The 14,394-nt window shown below is 50.3% G+C and carries 14 protein-coding genes; 8 read left to right on the plus strand and 6 right to left on the minus strand.

Translation table 11 applies throughout. From position 1 onward, the window contains the following. The 6 genes from JU82_RS05540 to JU82_RS05565 form a co-directional block, all read right to left on the minus strand. Positions 1–499 (minus strand): rod shape-determining protein (locus JU82_RS05540; RefSeq protein ID WP_037947699.1); only part of this gene is annotated, 499 nt, incomplete at its 3' end. A gap of 8 nt (positions 500–507) precedes the next feature. Next, positions 508–1,740 carry an ATP-dependent Clp protease ATP-binding subunit ClpX gene (gene clpX / locus JU82_RS05545; protein WP_037947702.1) on the minus strand — a complete coding sequence of 411 codons (1,233 nt, stop codon included), beginning with the start codon at positions 1,738–1,740 and terminating at the stop codon, positions 508–510. After that, positions 1,737–2,522 (minus strand): acyl-ACP--UDP-N-acetylglucosamine O-acyltransferase, encoded by a 786-nt coding sequence (gene lpxA, locus JU82_RS05550; protein ID WP_037947705.1) that lies wholly within the window; start codon positions 2,520–2,522, stop codon positions 1,737–1,739. The genes clpX and lpxA overlap by 4 nt, the downstream gene beginning before the upstream one ends. Before the next feature lie 5 nt (positions 2,523–2,527). Then, on the minus strand, positions 2,528–2,971 hold the full coding sequence (gene fabZ / locus JU82_RS05555; RefSeq protein ID WP_037947709.1) for a 3-hydroxyacyl-ACP dehydratase FabZ: 444 nt from the start codon (positions 2,969–2,971) through the stop codon (positions 2,528–2,530). Between the two features lie 51 nt (positions 2,972–3,022). Continuing rightward, positions 3,023–4,105: an epoxyqueuosine reductase QueH gene (locus tag JU82_RS05560; RefSeq protein WP_037947712.1), complete on the minus strand. Its 1,083-nt coding sequence runs from the start codon at positions 4,103–4,105 to the stop codon at positions 3,023–3,025. A 3-nt stretch (positions 4,106–4,108) separates the two neighbouring features. Then, a complete protein-coding gene (locus JU82_RS05565) occupies positions 4,109–4,615 on the minus strand; it encodes a peptidylprolyl isomerase (protein ID WP_037947722.1) in 507 nt (168 codons plus the stop codon). 74 nt (positions 4,616–4,689) lie between these two features. On the opposite strand from JU82_RS05565, the gene JU82_RS05570 reads away from it, so the two are divergent. From JU82_RS05570 to acs, 8 genes are all read left to right on the plus strand, one after another. Beyond that, positions 4,690–5,931 (plus strand): ATP-binding protein, encoded by a 1,242-nt coding sequence (locus tag JU82_RS05570; RefSeq protein ID WP_294892266.1) that lies wholly within the window; start codon positions 4,690–4,692, stop codon positions 5,929–5,931. Further along, a complete protein-coding gene (locus JU82_RS05575) occupies positions 5,912–6,574 on the plus strand; it encodes a response regulator transcription factor (protein ID WP_037947725.1) in 663 nt (220 codons plus the stop codon). The genes JU82_RS05570 and JU82_RS05575 overlap by 20 nt, the downstream gene beginning before the upstream one ends. A 132-nt stretch (positions 6,575–6,706) precedes the next feature. Then, positions 6,707–8,029 (plus strand): OprD family outer membrane porin, encoded by a 1,323-nt coding sequence (locus JU82_RS05580; protein ID WP_037947728.1) that lies wholly within the window; start codon positions 6,707–6,709, stop codon positions 8,027–8,029. A gap of 13 nt (positions 8,030–8,042) precedes the next feature. After that, positions 8,043–8,357, plus strand: a complete 315-nt coding sequence (locus tag JU82_RS05585) for a DUF485 domain-containing protein (protein ID WP_037947731.1) — start codon at positions 8,043–8,045, stop codon at positions 8,355–8,357. Next, entirely contained in the window at positions 8,357–10,018 is a 1,662-nt protein-coding gene (locus tag JU82_RS05590) for a cation acetate symporter (RefSeq protein ID WP_294892271.1), read from the plus strand. The genes JU82_RS05585 and JU82_RS05590 overlap by 1 nt, the downstream gene beginning before the upstream one ends. Before the next feature lie 54 nt (positions 10,019–10,072). Further along, positions 10,073–11,896 (plus strand): putative nucleotidyltransferase substrate binding domain-containing protein, encoded by a 1,824-nt coding sequence (locus tag JU82_RS05595; RefSeq protein WP_037947734.1) that lies wholly within the window; start codon positions 10,073–10,075, stop codon positions 11,894–11,896. Next, positions 11,896–12,510, plus strand: a complete 615-nt coding sequence (locus JU82_RS05600) for a 3'-5' exonuclease (RefSeq protein WP_037947737.1) — start codon at positions 11,896–11,898, stop codon at positions 12,508–12,510. Before JU82_RS05595 ends, JU82_RS05600 begins: the two co-directional genes overlap by 1 nt. Positions 12,511–12,527: 17 nt before the next feature. After that, a partial coding sequence (gene acs / locus JU82_RS05605; protein WP_037947740.1) for an acetate--CoA ligase occupies positions 12,528–14,394 on the plus strand: 1,867 nt, incomplete at its 3' end.

The raw sequence follows: 14,394 nt of genomic DNA on the forward strand, positions 1-14,394 counted from the left end.
CTCCGATATCGACGACAATGTTCCCCTTCGGCTCGCGGATATCGATGCCCGCACCGATAGCGGCCGCCATCGGCTCATCAATCAGGTACACTTCGCGCGCGCCGGCGCTCATCGCCGATTCACGTACCGCTTTACGTTCAACCTGTGTGAGGCCGTACGGGACACAAATGATGATGCGAGGGCTGATGAGACTGCTGCGGCCATGCGCTTTTTCGATAAATTTACGGATCATTTTTTCGGTCATATCAAAATCGGCGATGACGCCGTCTTTCATCGGACGGATTGCTTTGATGTTGCCGGGAGTTTTCCCGACCATCTCTTTGGCTTCGCGGCCGACGGCCAATACTTTTTGCTGACCGTATTTTTCGGTTTTTACCGCAACGACTGAGGGCTCATTGATGATGATACCTCTTCCTTTGGAAATTACAAGGGTATTCGCCGTCCCCAAGTCGATGGAGAGGTCATTCGAAAACATTCCGATAAGTTTGTTAAATAGCATTCTCTGTCCTATGCGCTTTTTTGGTTCGATTTTTTGATGTAAACAGGTTGAGTCCGTGTTTCAACGACTTCTTTGGTAATGAGCACTTCGTATCCGCTGTATTCGGGAAGTTCATACATCGTATCACCCATGATCTCTTCCATGATGGCGCGAAGGCCCCGTGCTCCCGTTTTACGGGCGAGCGCTTTGGCCGCAATGGCACTCAGTGCTTCTTTGTCGAAGCTGAGTTCGACGTTATCGATGGCAAACAATTTCGTGTATTGTTTGACCAGCGAATTCTTCGGCTCGGTCAGAATACGGACCATTTCGTCTTCGCTGATTTTATTCAACGACGCGATAATGGGAAGTCGCCCGATAAGCTCGGGAATCAGCCCGTAGCTTACCAGATCGTCAGGCTCGACGTTCTCGAAGCTGTCATCGATGTCGGCAGTCGAGCGCTTTTCATGCCCGAATCCCATGACATTATTCCCTTTTTTACGTTCCAGTATCTGGCCCAGACCGTCAAATGCACCGCCGCAGATGAAAAGGATACCGGAGGTATCGATCTGGATGAAGTCCTGATTCGGATGTTTGCGTCCCCCTTTGGGAGGAATATTGACGACGGCGCCTTCGATGATTTTCAGAAGCGCCTGCTGTACTCCTTCTCCTGAGACATCGCGGGTGATCGAGCGGTTTTCGCTCATGCGGGAGATTTTGTCGATCTCGTCGATGAAAACGATCCCCTGCTGTGCCCGCTCGACGTCACCGTCGGCGGCTTGCAGCAATTTGGTAAGGATGTTTTCGACATCTTCGCCGACGTATCCCGCTTCGGTGAGGCTGGTGGCATCGGCAATCGCAATGGGGACGTTGAGCACCCGAGCAATGGTCTGTGCCATCAGCGTTTTGCCGCTTCCGGTCGGTCCGATCAGCAGGACGTTGGATTTGGCGATCTCTGTTTCGTCCTCGATCGAAGTATGTTTGAAGATGCGTTTGTAATGGTTGTACACGGCGACGGAGAGAAGCTTGCGGGCGCGTTCCTGACCGATGATGTACTGACCCAAAAAAGCGTTCAGCTCTTTGGGGGTCAATAATTCGGTATTGATGTACTCAACTTTCTCGTTGCCTTGTTCGTCGTGATCGCCGAACATGATTTTGTAAGCCGAAAAAACGCAATTTTTGCAAATGTAGACGTTGTTTCCGGCAATCAGCGGATTATGATCGCTTTCAGGTGCTTCACAGAAGCTGCAATGGCGATGAATCATGAATCTTTCCTTTCAAACGGGATACCGCGCTTGGTGTTGATGATAAAGGTGCACATCGTTTTGACATAATCGCTTTCGGCCGTTTCCAGCAAAGCCGAAGCAACTTCCTGCAGTGGTTTGCCCGATTCGAACAGCTCACGGTATGCGCTGCGGAGCGCATCGATGTGCTCACGTTCGATGTGGCGGCGTAGGCCGTTGAGGTTGAGGCCGCGCAAAACCGCACGGTTCCCCTCCGCCAAACAATACGGAGGCACGTCCTGAGACAATGCCGACGCTCCCGCGATCATTGCGAAATCGCCGATTTTGACGAACTGATGCACCGGAGTCATACCGCCGATAACGGCGTAATTTCCCATCTCGACATGCCCCGCCAACGTTGCGGCATTCGCGAGGATGCAGTGATCGCCGATGATAACGTCGTGCCCCAGATGAACGTATCCCATAAACAGATTATGGTTTCCGACGACGGTTTTGCCTCCGCCTCCGGCAGTGCCGGGATTAAAGAGGGTGAATTCGCGGATTTTGTTGTAATCGCCGATGATCAGTTCGACCTCTTCGCCGGCGTATTTCAGGTCTTGGGGGATGGACCCCAGAACCGCATGGGAAAAAATATCGTTGTATTCGCCGATCGTCGTATTGCCATAGATGCACGCGCCTTGTGCGATCTTGGTCCCTTTACCGATCTTGGCTTTGCCCGAGACGAAGCAAAAAGCTCCGATCTCGACATCCGGTCCGATCTGCGCCCCGTCTTCGATAATGGCGTGTGGAGAAATCAAGCTCATAAGGCCTACTTGTCTACGATCATGGCTTTGAGTTCGGCTTCGGAAACGAGGGTATCGTCGACATACGCTTTTCCTTCCAGTACCCAGATTGAACCTTTGTGCTTGACAACGCTCATTCGGTACTCAAGGCGGTCACCCGGACGGACGGGAGCACGGAATTTTGCGCCGTCGATACTCATGAAATAAACCACTTTGTGGGCGGCTTCCTCTTCGGTCATGTCCATGCTCTGGAACGCCAAAATGCCGCCGGCCTGTGCCATCCCTTCCAGGATCATAACGCCCGGATAGATCGGGTGTCCCGGAAAGTGTCCTTCGAAAATTTGTTCGCCGATGGTAACGTTTTTGAAACCGATAAGTGATTCATTCGGAGTGAGGTCGGTTACACGGTCGACAAGAAGAAATGGAAAACGGTGAGGTAAAATTTTTTGGATTTGGACGACATCTATCATTCTGTTTAACACCTTGGGTAAAAAAATCGTCCTAGTTTATCGCAAAAATGGTTAATTATTGATTATGAGCCGTTCTTTGGTGTCGTCATACGTTTTCGTCTCTAGCAAGAGATGGATTTTAGCGGTCGGAATCTGATCGACGACGATAATTGCCGAGGTGCTATAGGGGTTTTGCGTAAGGGAGGTACGAAGAGCGATTTCGGTTTCAACGGACGGTGCGCTAAATATTAATTCGTTCGTATTCTTGTATGCGGACGAGGTGAGAGAATTGAATGTATCCAGCGTAATAAAGCGCACTTCTTCGCGGTTGAGAAAAAACTGTCCGTTAATCTCAAAATCGATTTTCCCCTCTGTTGAAGAACGGCTGATTGTCGAATAAAAGAGGGGATAGGAGGGGACAACGCTATCGCCTGCTTTGAGCGATGAACGAATGAGGCGGTAGTTTAAAAACCGCTCCTTGAGGATGCGGTAGGGGATGGCTTGATCTTCGAGCTGCATCCGATACTCATACATTGCCAAACGCTCTTCGATCGATGCGGGAAGAATTTGGCGGGAGATGGGAGAGAACATTTCATCCATCAGCCGGTGCTGCTGATCGCGCTGCATAGTAAGGCCGAAGAGACAGCCGCAGTAGTCCTGACGATAAAGCTGCTGTTCTTTGCTGACTCTGCCCTGATCGGCGGTGCCGTTGTTTTTGCGGTAATCAAACGCGACGAATCGGACGCCGTGAGATGCTTCAAATGCTTCGCCGCTTCGGATCAGCTGCTCCTGGGATTTTTTGGGACTTACAAGGAGGGTGGTGGTCATCGTCGATTCACCCAGTTCGAGGGCTTTGTGTGCGCTCACTTCGAAGCGGCGGTCGAAGCACATTTCGCAGCGCGCTCCTTTTTCAGGCTCATATTCCAGACCGCGGACGGCGTCCAGCCAGTTTTCATAATCGTAAGGCCCTTCGATAAGCTCAATCCCCAGTCGTTTGCAGCTGCGCTCGACATCGAGGAGGCGCAGACGGTATTCGCTGTAGGGATGGATATTGGGATCATAGAAGAACCCGACGAGTTTTTCATCGGGGAATTCCTGCTGCAGCTTCTCGATAAAGAAGTGCGAATCAACGCTGCAGCAGATATGAACTAACATAGATTAGTCGCGAGAAGCCAAGATTTCGACGCTTTCGATGGTGTCGCGCATTTGAATGCTGTCGAGCACCGCCATTGACGCCGCGTCATCGGCTTCGATTCCGCCGAATACGGTGTGAACACCGTCAAGGTGAGGGCAGCTTACGAAGCAGATGAAGAACTGGCTTCCTCCGGTGTTGGGGCCGGCGTGCGCCATAGAGAGGGCACCTTTGACGTGACGGTGTTTATTGAGCGCCGTTTCACACGGAATCGCCCAGCCCGGGCCGCCGGTACCGGTACCGTGCGGGCATCCGCCCTGCGCCATGAATCCCGGAATGACACGGTGAAAATTAAGGCCGTTGTAAAACCCGTCGTTTACGAGTGCGGCGAAGTTGGCCACGGTATTCGGAGTTTCGTCGTTGTAGAGTTTGAGCCAGATGACGCCTTTGCCGGTCGTCATTTTTGCCCATGCATAGCTTGCAAGTTCTTCCGGTGTAGCGTTGTAATTTTTGAGTTCTTTGCGTCCGAACATTATCCTGATCCTTCGAGGGAATTTTTTGCAATTATAGTCGAAGAATCTTAACCAACGAAGCGGAATCGGTTATAATGACCCAAATTTATTTGGAGAACGAATACGTGGAATCCTGGTTGCAGCGTCGATTGGCTCATTTGTCACTTCGTGAGCTCCATTTCTACACTATTGTTTTTATTCTCCTTTTTACCGTCATTTTCGCTTCCTTGCTTATCTATGACGAATACCGCCAGTTTGCCTTGGCTTCCGACACGACGCTGTTCGGGGTGCGCGGCGATCCGCATGCGCTGAAAGGAAGGCTGATCAAAATCATCGTCGAGATCTCGACGTTGGCGTTGATCCTTTTCAGCTTCATTTTCGGGATTTCCAAAATCGTCAACAGCATGATTGCCCGCGACATGGAACGGTTTATGAGCTTTTTTGAAGCGGCCCATAAGACGGTGAAACCGATTTCGTCCGATGAACTTTATTTCAATGAGTTCAAACGGATGGCGGGATACGCCAACGAGATGGCATCGACGATACAGGAACAAAAAGAGTCTCTCCGGATGCTCAATGCCGGCCTGGAAGAACGGGTGAAGAAGAAAACCGCCGCATTGCAGCTCAAAAACGAAGCCTTGGAAACCGAGCAGAGGTTTTCGCGCGAACTCCTCGAATCGCATAAACAGTTTATCCGCTATGCGGTTCACGAAACGCATACGCCTCTTTCGGTCATTATGGCCAATATCGAACTTTTCAGCATGAATGAGGGGCGCAACCGCTATCTGGCGAAAATCGAAGCGGCGGTGAAAAACATTTTCAGCATTTACGACGATTTAAGCTATCTGGTGAAAAAAGATCAGATCGAGTACCCGAAAAAACCGATCGATCTGGGCGAATACGTCGAAAAACGGTTGGAGTTTTTCGATGAGGTGGCTCATTTCTCGAATCATTCGTTTGATTACAGACGACCCGAACTTGCGTCATGGGTTCAGTTTAACGAAACGAAATTGCAACGGGTGATCGACAATAATATCACCAACGCGATCCGTTACAGCAAAAGCGGCGAGCCGATCCACGTCGGGGTGACGTGCGATACGGGTGCGTGCCGGTTTTGGGTCGAGAGTCGGTCGCAAAAGATTCATGATGCTCAAAAGATTTTCGAAGCATACTATCGCGAACGCAAAAAAAGTGACGGGTTCGGACTGGGGCTCAGTCTGGTGAAATCAATCTGCGAGGAAGACGGAGTGGAGATCAAGATCAGTTTTGATAATGATATGACCCGCTTTGAATACCGTTTTGAGAAAGAGGTTTTGTTTGAAAATTCTCCTGCTTGAAGACGAAGCGATGCTCAGCGAAGCGATCAGCGAGTATTTAACTTCTTTGGGACACCGCGTGACCCTGAATGATGACGGCTCGGAAGCATTAGAAAGGCTAAGAACGGAGGCGTTTGATCTGCTGGTACTGGATATCAATGTCCCCGGTATAGACGGGCTGGAGCTGCTTGAACAGCTGCATATGCTCAAAATCCGTACCCCCGCCATCTACATCAGTGCGCTCGTCGATATCGAGGGGATCAGCCGAGCGTATGATCTGGGATGCTACGATTATCTGAAAAAACCGTTTCATCTAAAAGAGCTTTCGCTCCGCATCGATAAAGTGATGCAAAGCTATGCGATTCCCCAAAGTCATTTACGTCTCTCCAAAAGCTACAGCTACGATGCGGCGACATCGACGTTGATGTGTGAAAACGTAACACAATCGTTGACGAAACGGCAGCTGCAGATTGTCGACCTTTTGGCTCGAAATCGCGGCCGCGTCGTCGATTTTGACCAGTTCCGAGCGTACATATGGGATGAAGAGTACGTGGACAACGCAACGATTCGGGCCGAAGTGAGCCGTTTGAAAAAGTCGCTCAAAGAAGATTTCATCCAAAACATCCGCTCGTTAGGTTACATGATCGATATTCCCCGCACATAGTCGTTACATTTTTACTCACATTATCTTTTTTAATTCCATTTTGCACCGTTATTATTTCTAATTTTGCTTTTGCTACGTTCACGCTACGTTTTGTTTTCATAATGACAGTGTGAAAAAATAGAAGGAGTGAGAATGAGAGGTAAAGTATCTCTGTCGCTTTTGGCGTCGGCGCTGGTCGTCAATGCTATGGCTGCCGATGATTTGGCGGGTATGTTTAAAGAAGGGAAAGTCAGCGGGCAGCTGCGTGCTTTCTACATCGACCGTGATTACACGGGCGCAGTTTCGACACACCGTAACGGTTTGTCACTCGGCGGACATCTGAAATACGAGACGGGAAGTTTCGAAGGAATCAGCGCGGGAGCGGCATTTTACACCGCAAACCGCGTATTCCGCGGAATTGAAAACGATACGTTCGACCCAACGCTGTTTAAAGCGGGTGGCGATAGCTATTCGATCCTAGGTGAAGCGTATCTGCAGTACAAAAACGGCAATACGACGTTCAAAGGCGGACGCCAGAAACTCGATACGCCTCTCGCCGGCAGCGATGACGCACGGAGCCTTCCGAGCCTGTTTGAGGCGTATGTCCTGAGCAATACCGATATTCAGGACACGACGCTGATTGCTGCGCATGTGACTAAATTTGCTCCCGGCACGTTTGCCAACGCTTACAACGGCGGAGTTCTCGGAGTGACTTCGGGATACACGTTGGTTGCCGGCAATACGGCTAAATATCAGGGTGAATTCGTCGACATGGGCGAATGGGCAATCGGACGCGAAAGCGACGGCGTTAGCGTTGCGGCAGTAACGTACAGCGGTATCAAAGGGCTTAAACTCCAGTTGTGGGATTACTATGCGCACGATATCCTTAACGCTGTTTACGCCGAAGCAAACTACGGTTGGTCGTATGCGAGCGGTATCGCACCGTACGCGGCAGTTCAGTATATTCGTGAAGACAATGTCGGAAACGATTATGCCGGAAAAGTTGAAAGCGATTTCGTCGGTGCAAAATTGGGTGTTAAATTCGCGAATTTCGACATTTCCGGTGCCGTTTCGCATAACAGTAAACAAGATACTACGTATGCCGCAAATGGTGGAACAATCTCTCCGTGGGGCGGAATGCCGGCATATACTCAGGGTATGGTAACGCGTCACCAGTTCATGGCGGGAACCGATGCATGGAAAGTCGCCGCTTCGTACGACTGGAAAGACGCGGGAATCAACCTGAATACGGGAGTTTACTATGTCGAGTTCGATATGGATCCGCTGAACGGCTATTCGGATGCAACGGCTTCTGACAAGTCTACGGAATCCGGATTTGACATTATTTACAATCCGCAAGCGGTCAAAAACCTGCAGTTGCGTCTTCGCGGAAACTTCCCGCGCGATTTCAAAGAAGCTAATGCAGGCGATACAAGCTGGGATGAGTACCGCGTTATCGCCAACTACAACTTTTAAAGGAGGTTGAATTATGAAACAAGAACTTGTTAATGTGATCAAAAATGATCCTGATTATATTCGCTTGATAAGCGAGCGAAGCCGCTTCGCGTGGATTCTGACGATTGTGATGCTGGTCATCTATTTCGGGTTTGTATTGGTTATCGCGTTCGATCCTGAATTTTTGGGGACTCCGCTTTTTGCAAACTCGGTAACGACGATCGGGATCCCCATCGGGGTCGGCGTCATTATCAGTGCGTTTGTTTTGACGGGTATATATGTCAGACGCGCCAACACGGAGTTCGATGACTTGACTGCAAAAATCAAAGCCAAAGCGAAGGGAGAATGATGAAAACGCTATTATTGACTCTCCTTGCCGCCGGGGTTGCCTTTGCCGGCGAAGCCCTGAGCGGAGAAGTGGAAAAACAAGCGCTGAACATGTCGGCGATTATTATGTTCCTGATCTTTGTCGGTGCAACCCTCGGGATCACTTACTGGGCGGCTAAACGGACGAAAACGGCAAAAGATTTCTATACCGCCGGCGGCGGTATCACCGGTTTTCAAAACGGTATGGCGATTGCGGGTGACTATATGTCTGCCGCATCGTTTTTGGGGATTTCGGCACTCGTTTATGCCAAAGGGTATGACGGTCTGATCTATTCTATCGGGTTCCTTGTCGGTTGGCCGATCATTTTGTTTATGATCGCTGAACAGCTTCGTAACCTCGGTAAATATACGTTTGCGGACGTTGCATCGTACCGTTTGCAGCAAACGCCTATCCGTACATTGGCGGCTTTCGGTTCGATCGCAACGGTTATTTTGTATCTGATCGCTCAAATGGTCGGTGCGGGTAAATTGATCCAGCTTCTTTTCGGTCTTGATTATGAAGTAGCAGTTATTCTCGTCGGTGTATTGATGATCCTGTACGTAACGTTCGGGGGAATGCTCGCAACGACATGGGTTCAGATCATCAAGGCGTTCTTGCTTCTTTCAGGTGCGACGTTTATGGCGATTGCCGTTATGGCCCACTACAATTTCAATTTCGAAACGTTGTTTGCGACCGCGGTTGAAATGAAAGATTCGACAATCATGGCTCCGGGCGGACTGGTAAGCGATCCTATTTCGGCGATCTCGCTCGGTATTGCGCTTATGTTCGGTACGGCGGGTCTTCCGCATATCCTTATGCGCTTTTTCACCGTCAGTGACGCGAAAGAAGCACGCAAATCGGTTTTCTATGCGACAGGGTTCATTGGGTATTTCTATATCCTTACGTTCATCATCGGTTTCGGTGCGATCGTTATGGTATTCCAAAACCCACAGTATCTTGATGTGGCTAAACAGGCGATTGACGGCGGCGCTCCGATCCTTGGCGGCGACAACATGGCGGCAATTCACCTTTCACACGCAGTGGGCGGCGATTTCTTCCTCGGATTCATCTCTGCGGTAGCGTTCGCTACGATCCTTGCGGTCGTATCAGGTCTGACATTGGCAGGGGCGTCTGCGATTTCGCATGACCTTTATGCTTCGGTTATTCGTGCAGGACGTGCGGACGGGTTGATGGAAATGAAAGTTTCTAAAATCTCTACCGTTGTTCTGGGTATCGTGGCGATTTTCCTCGGTATCGCGTTTGAAAGCCAAAACATTGCGTTCATGGTCGGATTGGCGTTTGCGATTGCGGCAAGTGCTAACTTCCCGATTCTGTTCCTTTCCATGTTCTGGTCGAAACTCACGACTCGCGGTGCTTTGTTCGGCGGATCGTTAGGTCTGTTGACGGCAGCGGTTTTGGTGATCCTCGGGCCGACCGTATGGGTTGACGTATTGGGTAACGCGGAAGCGATCTTCCCGTACAAATATCCGGCATTGTTCTCGGTAACGGCGGCATTCGTCGGAATCTGGTTCTTCTCGATCACGGATAAGAGCGAAAATTCTCGCAAAGAGATCGAAGCGTTCGAAGCGCAAAATATCCGCTGCCAAACCGGTATCGGAGCAGAGGGTGCTGTTGAGCACTAATCTTCAAACCTGCCCCTTCCGGGGCAGTGCTTACTTATTTTTCAGGAGCTTAGTTTGAGTCTCTTTGACCAAAAAGCACTTTTAATGTCGATCCATCCGTTTGATCTGCTTACCGAGCGAATGATCGAAAAGCTGATGACCCAGATGGATATTGCCTATTATCCCAAGGAGACGGTATTGGTCGCTCCGAGGGTGAGGGCCGAATCGCTTTACATAATCATCAAAGGCATTGTCAACGAAACCATCGACGGTGAACTCCAAAACGTCTACGGCGAACGCGACAGTTTTGACGCAAACTCCCTCATATACGGCAACACCCAAAGCACTTTTATTGTCGCCGAAGACCTGATCTGTTACGAACTCCCCAAAGAATCTTTTCTCAACCTTCTTCAAGACGCCGAAACGTTCCAAAATTATTTTATGCAGGATTTCATTACCAAGCACCAACGTCTCAAAGAGCGTCAGCACCAAAACGAACTGACCCCTTTTATGGTGGCTCGCGTCGATGAAATTTACCTTCATGCACCGTGTATCGTCAATGCCGACAGTTCGATCCTTGAGTCGCTTCGTACGATGGCGCAGACGAACGCCAAAGTGATTTTGGTACGCAACGACGGGGAGATGGGAATCGTTACCGACACCAATCTTCGCGAAAAAGTTCTTTTGGCCGATAAAAACGTTTCCGATCTGATCGGAGAGATTGCATCGTACGGACTGATCACGATCGAGCGGAGCGATTTTTTGTTCAACGCGCTGCTGCTGTTCACCAAACACGGGATCAAACGGCTTGTCGTGACCGAAGGGGACAAGATCGTCGGAATTTTGGAGCAGCTGGATCTGTTGAGCCATTTTGCCAACCACACCCATTTGATCGCGGCGTCAATCGATCGTGCAACATCCATTGACGAGCTCGTGAACATCGAACGCTCGCTTATGCAGGTTGTTCGCTCTCTCACCTCCAAAGGGGTGCGCGTACGGTATGTTTCCAAACTCGTCAGCGAGCTGAACGCCAAGGTGTACCGCAAAGTCTTTGAAATGGTCCTTCCCGAAAATTTGCAACGCCGCTGCGCATTGATCGTGATGGGAAGCGAAGGGCGCAACGAGCAGGTACTTCGCACCGATCAGGACAACGCTCTCATCATCGCCGACGGAGAAGACGAAGCGGTATTCGCCCCGTACATGATAGAATTGAACGAAAACCTGCTTCGCCTCGGATTTCCCAAATGCAGCGGCGATATCATGGTGAGCAACCCCTACTGGCGGCGCACCGTTACCGGATACAAAAAACAGATATCGGGATGGATGGATACGCTTGATGAAGAGACGCTCCAGTCGCTTTCGATTTTCCTCGATGCCCATTGCGTGGCGGGTGATTCCGCATTGCTCGATGAGTGCAAGTCGTATCTGTTCGAACGCTTCGAAGGACGCAGCGACATTTTGGCCCATTTGGCCAAAGCCTCACTGGCGTTTGAAACTCCTTTGAGCCTGTTTTCAGGTTTTGTGCTCGGACGTGCAGAGCACGAAAGCGAACTTGACATCAAAAAAGGGGGCGTCTTTGCGATCGTCCACGGTGTGCGCATACTCGCTCTTGAGCATAAGATCGAGACGACGAATACGACGGAGAGGATCAAAGAACTCAACAATATCGGATTGTTCGACAAACGGTTTGCGAGCGAACTCATCGAGGCGTATGACACGTTGCTGAGCATCCGCCTGCGCACGATGTTGTCGCAAAAACAGGTATTGAAAGAACAAAATTACGTCAATCCCAAACTGCTCAGCAAAGCAGACCGCGATCTGCTCAAAGACGCGTTCAAGATCGTTAACACGTTTAAAAAGTTTCTGACCTATCACTTCCATCTGGGGATGGTTGTGTAATGTTTGAATCGTTCAAACGAAACTGGAACCTGAAAGGGTTGAAAGACGAGAGTTACGCATCTTTGTTTGAACCGTATGAAGGGGACGAGATCGTTGTTTTCGATACCGAAACAACGGGACTGAATCCGAAAAAAGACGCCGTCCTGAGCATCGGGGCGGTGAAAGTGAAGGGGGACAAAATCCTCACTTCGGAGAGCTTCGAGGTGTTTTTGAAACCGTCGCGCGAAATCAGTGCCGAGAGTATTAAAATCCATCATATCCGGCCGTGTGATCTGGAACACGCGGTCGAGCCGTTAGAGGGGGTGAAAAAGTTTTTAGAATTTATTGGGAACCGCCCGCTGGTGGGCTACTATCTGGAGTTCGACGTCTCCATGATGAACCGCATGATCAAGCCGTGGATCGGCGTTACGTTGCCTAACCCGCAAACCGAAGTTTCAGGGCTTTATTTCGACAAGAAAATTGCCCTCATTCCGCAAGGAAATATTGATTTACGCTTTGATACAATCTTACGTGATTTAAACATCCCGAAGATGGGTCAGCACAATGCGTTGAACGACGCGATTATGACCGCAATGGTCTACATAAAATTACAACACATTACTAAATTAAACTAAACAAAGGAGCATTTGCTATGAGCGATATCGTAAAACCGATTTTTCAACCGAACCGAGAGTTTGCCAAAAACGCGCGCATTAAAAATATGTGCGAATACCATGATTTGCAAACGTGGGCACAAGAAGATTATGAAGGGTTCTGGGGACACTTTGCGAACGAAAAAATCGACTGGTTCCAACCGTACACTAAAGTCCTCGATGAGAGCAATATGCCTTTCGTCAAATGGTTCGAAGGAGGTAAACTAAACGTTGCTCACCAATGTATCGACCGTCACCTGAACAGCCGCAAAAACAAAGCGGCGATTATCTTTGAAGGCGACCGCGGAGATAAACAAGTCGTTACGTATCTGGAGCTTTACTACAACGTCAACCGCATGGCGAACCTCCTCAAAAATGAGTTCGGGATTAAAAAAGGCGACCGCGTCGTTATCTATATGCCGATGATCCTCGAAGCGGCGTACGCAATGCTCGCGTGTACCCGTATCGGTGCGATCCACTCGATCGTATTCGGTGGGTTCTCTGCCGAAGCATTGCGCGACCGTATCATCGATGCCGAAGCAAAACTCGTCATCACCGCAGACGGCGCGTACCGTAAAGACAAACCGTACATGCTCAAACCGGTAGTAGACGATGCGCTCAGCCACGGCTGCGAATGCGTTAAAGCGGTGTGTGTCGTAGAGCGTAACGGCGAAGATGTCAACTGGGTTGCGGGACGCGATTATTCGTACAACGAGTTGATCAAAAGCCAATCTCCGGTGTGCGAATCCGAGCCGATGGATTCGGAAGACCCGATGTTCCTCCTCTATACGTCCGGCTCAACCGGCAAACCAAAAGGGGTTCAGCACAATACTGCGGGATATATCCTTTGGGCGCAAATGACCATGGAATGGGTATTCGACGTCAAAGAAAACGACACCTACTGGTGTACGGCCGATATCGGATGGATCACCGGACACACCTACATCGTCTACGGCCCTCTTGCGATGGGTGCGACGACGGTTATGTTCGAAGGTGTTCCGACCTATCCCGATGCGGGACGTCCGTGGAAAATGGTCGAAGAGTACAAAATCAACCAATTCTACACCGCTCCGACCGCCATCCGCGTATTGCACAAAACGGGTGCGGAAGAGCCTGCCAAATACGATCTCAGCAGCTTGAAAGTCCTCGGAACCGTCGGTGAGCCGATCGACCCTCCGGCATGGAAATGGTACTACGAAGCAGTCGGCGGAAGCAAATGCGCGATCGTCGATACCTACTGGCAAACCGAGACGGGCGGACACGTCGTGTCTCCGCTTCCGGGTGCGACTCCGATCAAACCGGCGTGCGCGACGTTCCCGCTTCCGGGTATCATGGGCGAGATCATCGACCCTGAAACCGGCAAAAAAGTGGGAGCGGGCGAGAGTGGCTACATGTGTATTACCCGCGCATGGCCTTCAATGATCCGCAACATCTGGGGAGACCCTGAGCGTTTCGTCAAATCGTATTTCGGCGACGTCAAAAAAGACGGTGTTCCGGTCTACTTCACAGGAGACGGCGCGAACTACGACGAAGACGGATACATCACGATCACCGGCCGTACTGATGACGTTATCAACGTTTCCGGTCACCGTATGGGAACCGCCGAAGTCGAAGCGGCGTGTAAAAAACACCCTAACGTCGCCGAAGTCGCCGTCGTCGGCAAACCGCACGAGATCAAAGGTGAGGGAATCTTCGCCTACATCGTTCTCAAAAGCGAAGACACCGTCGGCGAAGAAATGGAAATGGTCAAAGAGATCAACAAAGTCATCATGAAAGAGATCGGTAACATCGCGGTCTGCGACGACATCGTTTTCGTTCCGGGTCTGCCGAAAACCCGTTCGGGCAAAATCATGCGCCGCATCCTTC

Source organism: Sulfuricurvum sp. MLSB (assembly GCF_000747095.1).
In the GTDB taxonomy this organism is placed as follows: domain Bacteria; phylum Campylobacterota; class Campylobacteria; order Campylobacterales; family Sulfurimonadaceae; genus Sulfuricurvum.

Excerpts from the sequence above, each read along its gene's own strand:
- clpX (WP_037947702.1), bottom strand. The coding sequence starts at position 1,740 with ATGATTCATCGCCATTGCAGCTTCTGTGAAGCACCTGAAAGCGATCAT.
- lpxA (WP_037947705.1), bottom strand. The coding sequence starts at position 2,522 with ATGAGCTTGATTTCTCCACACGCCATTATCGAAGACGGGGCGCAGATC.
- fabZ (WP_037947709.1), bottom strand. The coding sequence starts at position 2,971 with ATGATAGATGTCGTCCAAATCCAAAAAATTTTACCTCACCGTTTTCCA.
- JU82_RS05560 (WP_037947712.1), bottom strand. The coding sequence starts at position 4,105 with ATGTTAGTTCATATCTGCTGCAGCGTTGATTCGCACTTCTTTATCGAG.
- JU82_RS05565 (WP_037947722.1), bottom strand. The coding sequence starts at position 4,615 with ATGTTCGGACGCAAAGAACTCAAAAATTACAACGCTACACCGGAAGAA.
- JU82_RS05570 (WP_294892266.1), top strand. The coding sequence starts at position 4,690 with ATGACCCAAATTTATTTGGAGAACGAATACGTGGAATCCTGGTTGCAG.
- JU82_RS05580 (WP_037947728.1), top strand. The coding sequence starts at position 6,707 with ATGAGAGGTAAAGTATCTCTGTCGCTTTTGGCGTCGGCGCTGGTCGTC.
- JU82_RS05585 (WP_037947731.1), top strand. The coding sequence starts at position 8,043 with ATGAAACAAGAACTTGTTAATGTGATCAAAAATGATCCTGATTATATT.
- JU82_RS05590 (WP_294892271.1), top strand. The coding sequence starts at position 8,357 with ATGAAAACGCTATTATTGACTCTCCTTGCCGCCGGGGTTGCCTTTGCC.
- JU82_RS05600 (WP_037947737.1), top strand. The coding sequence starts at position 11,896 with ATGTTTGAATCGTTCAAACGAAACTGGAACCTGAAAGGGTTGAAAGAC.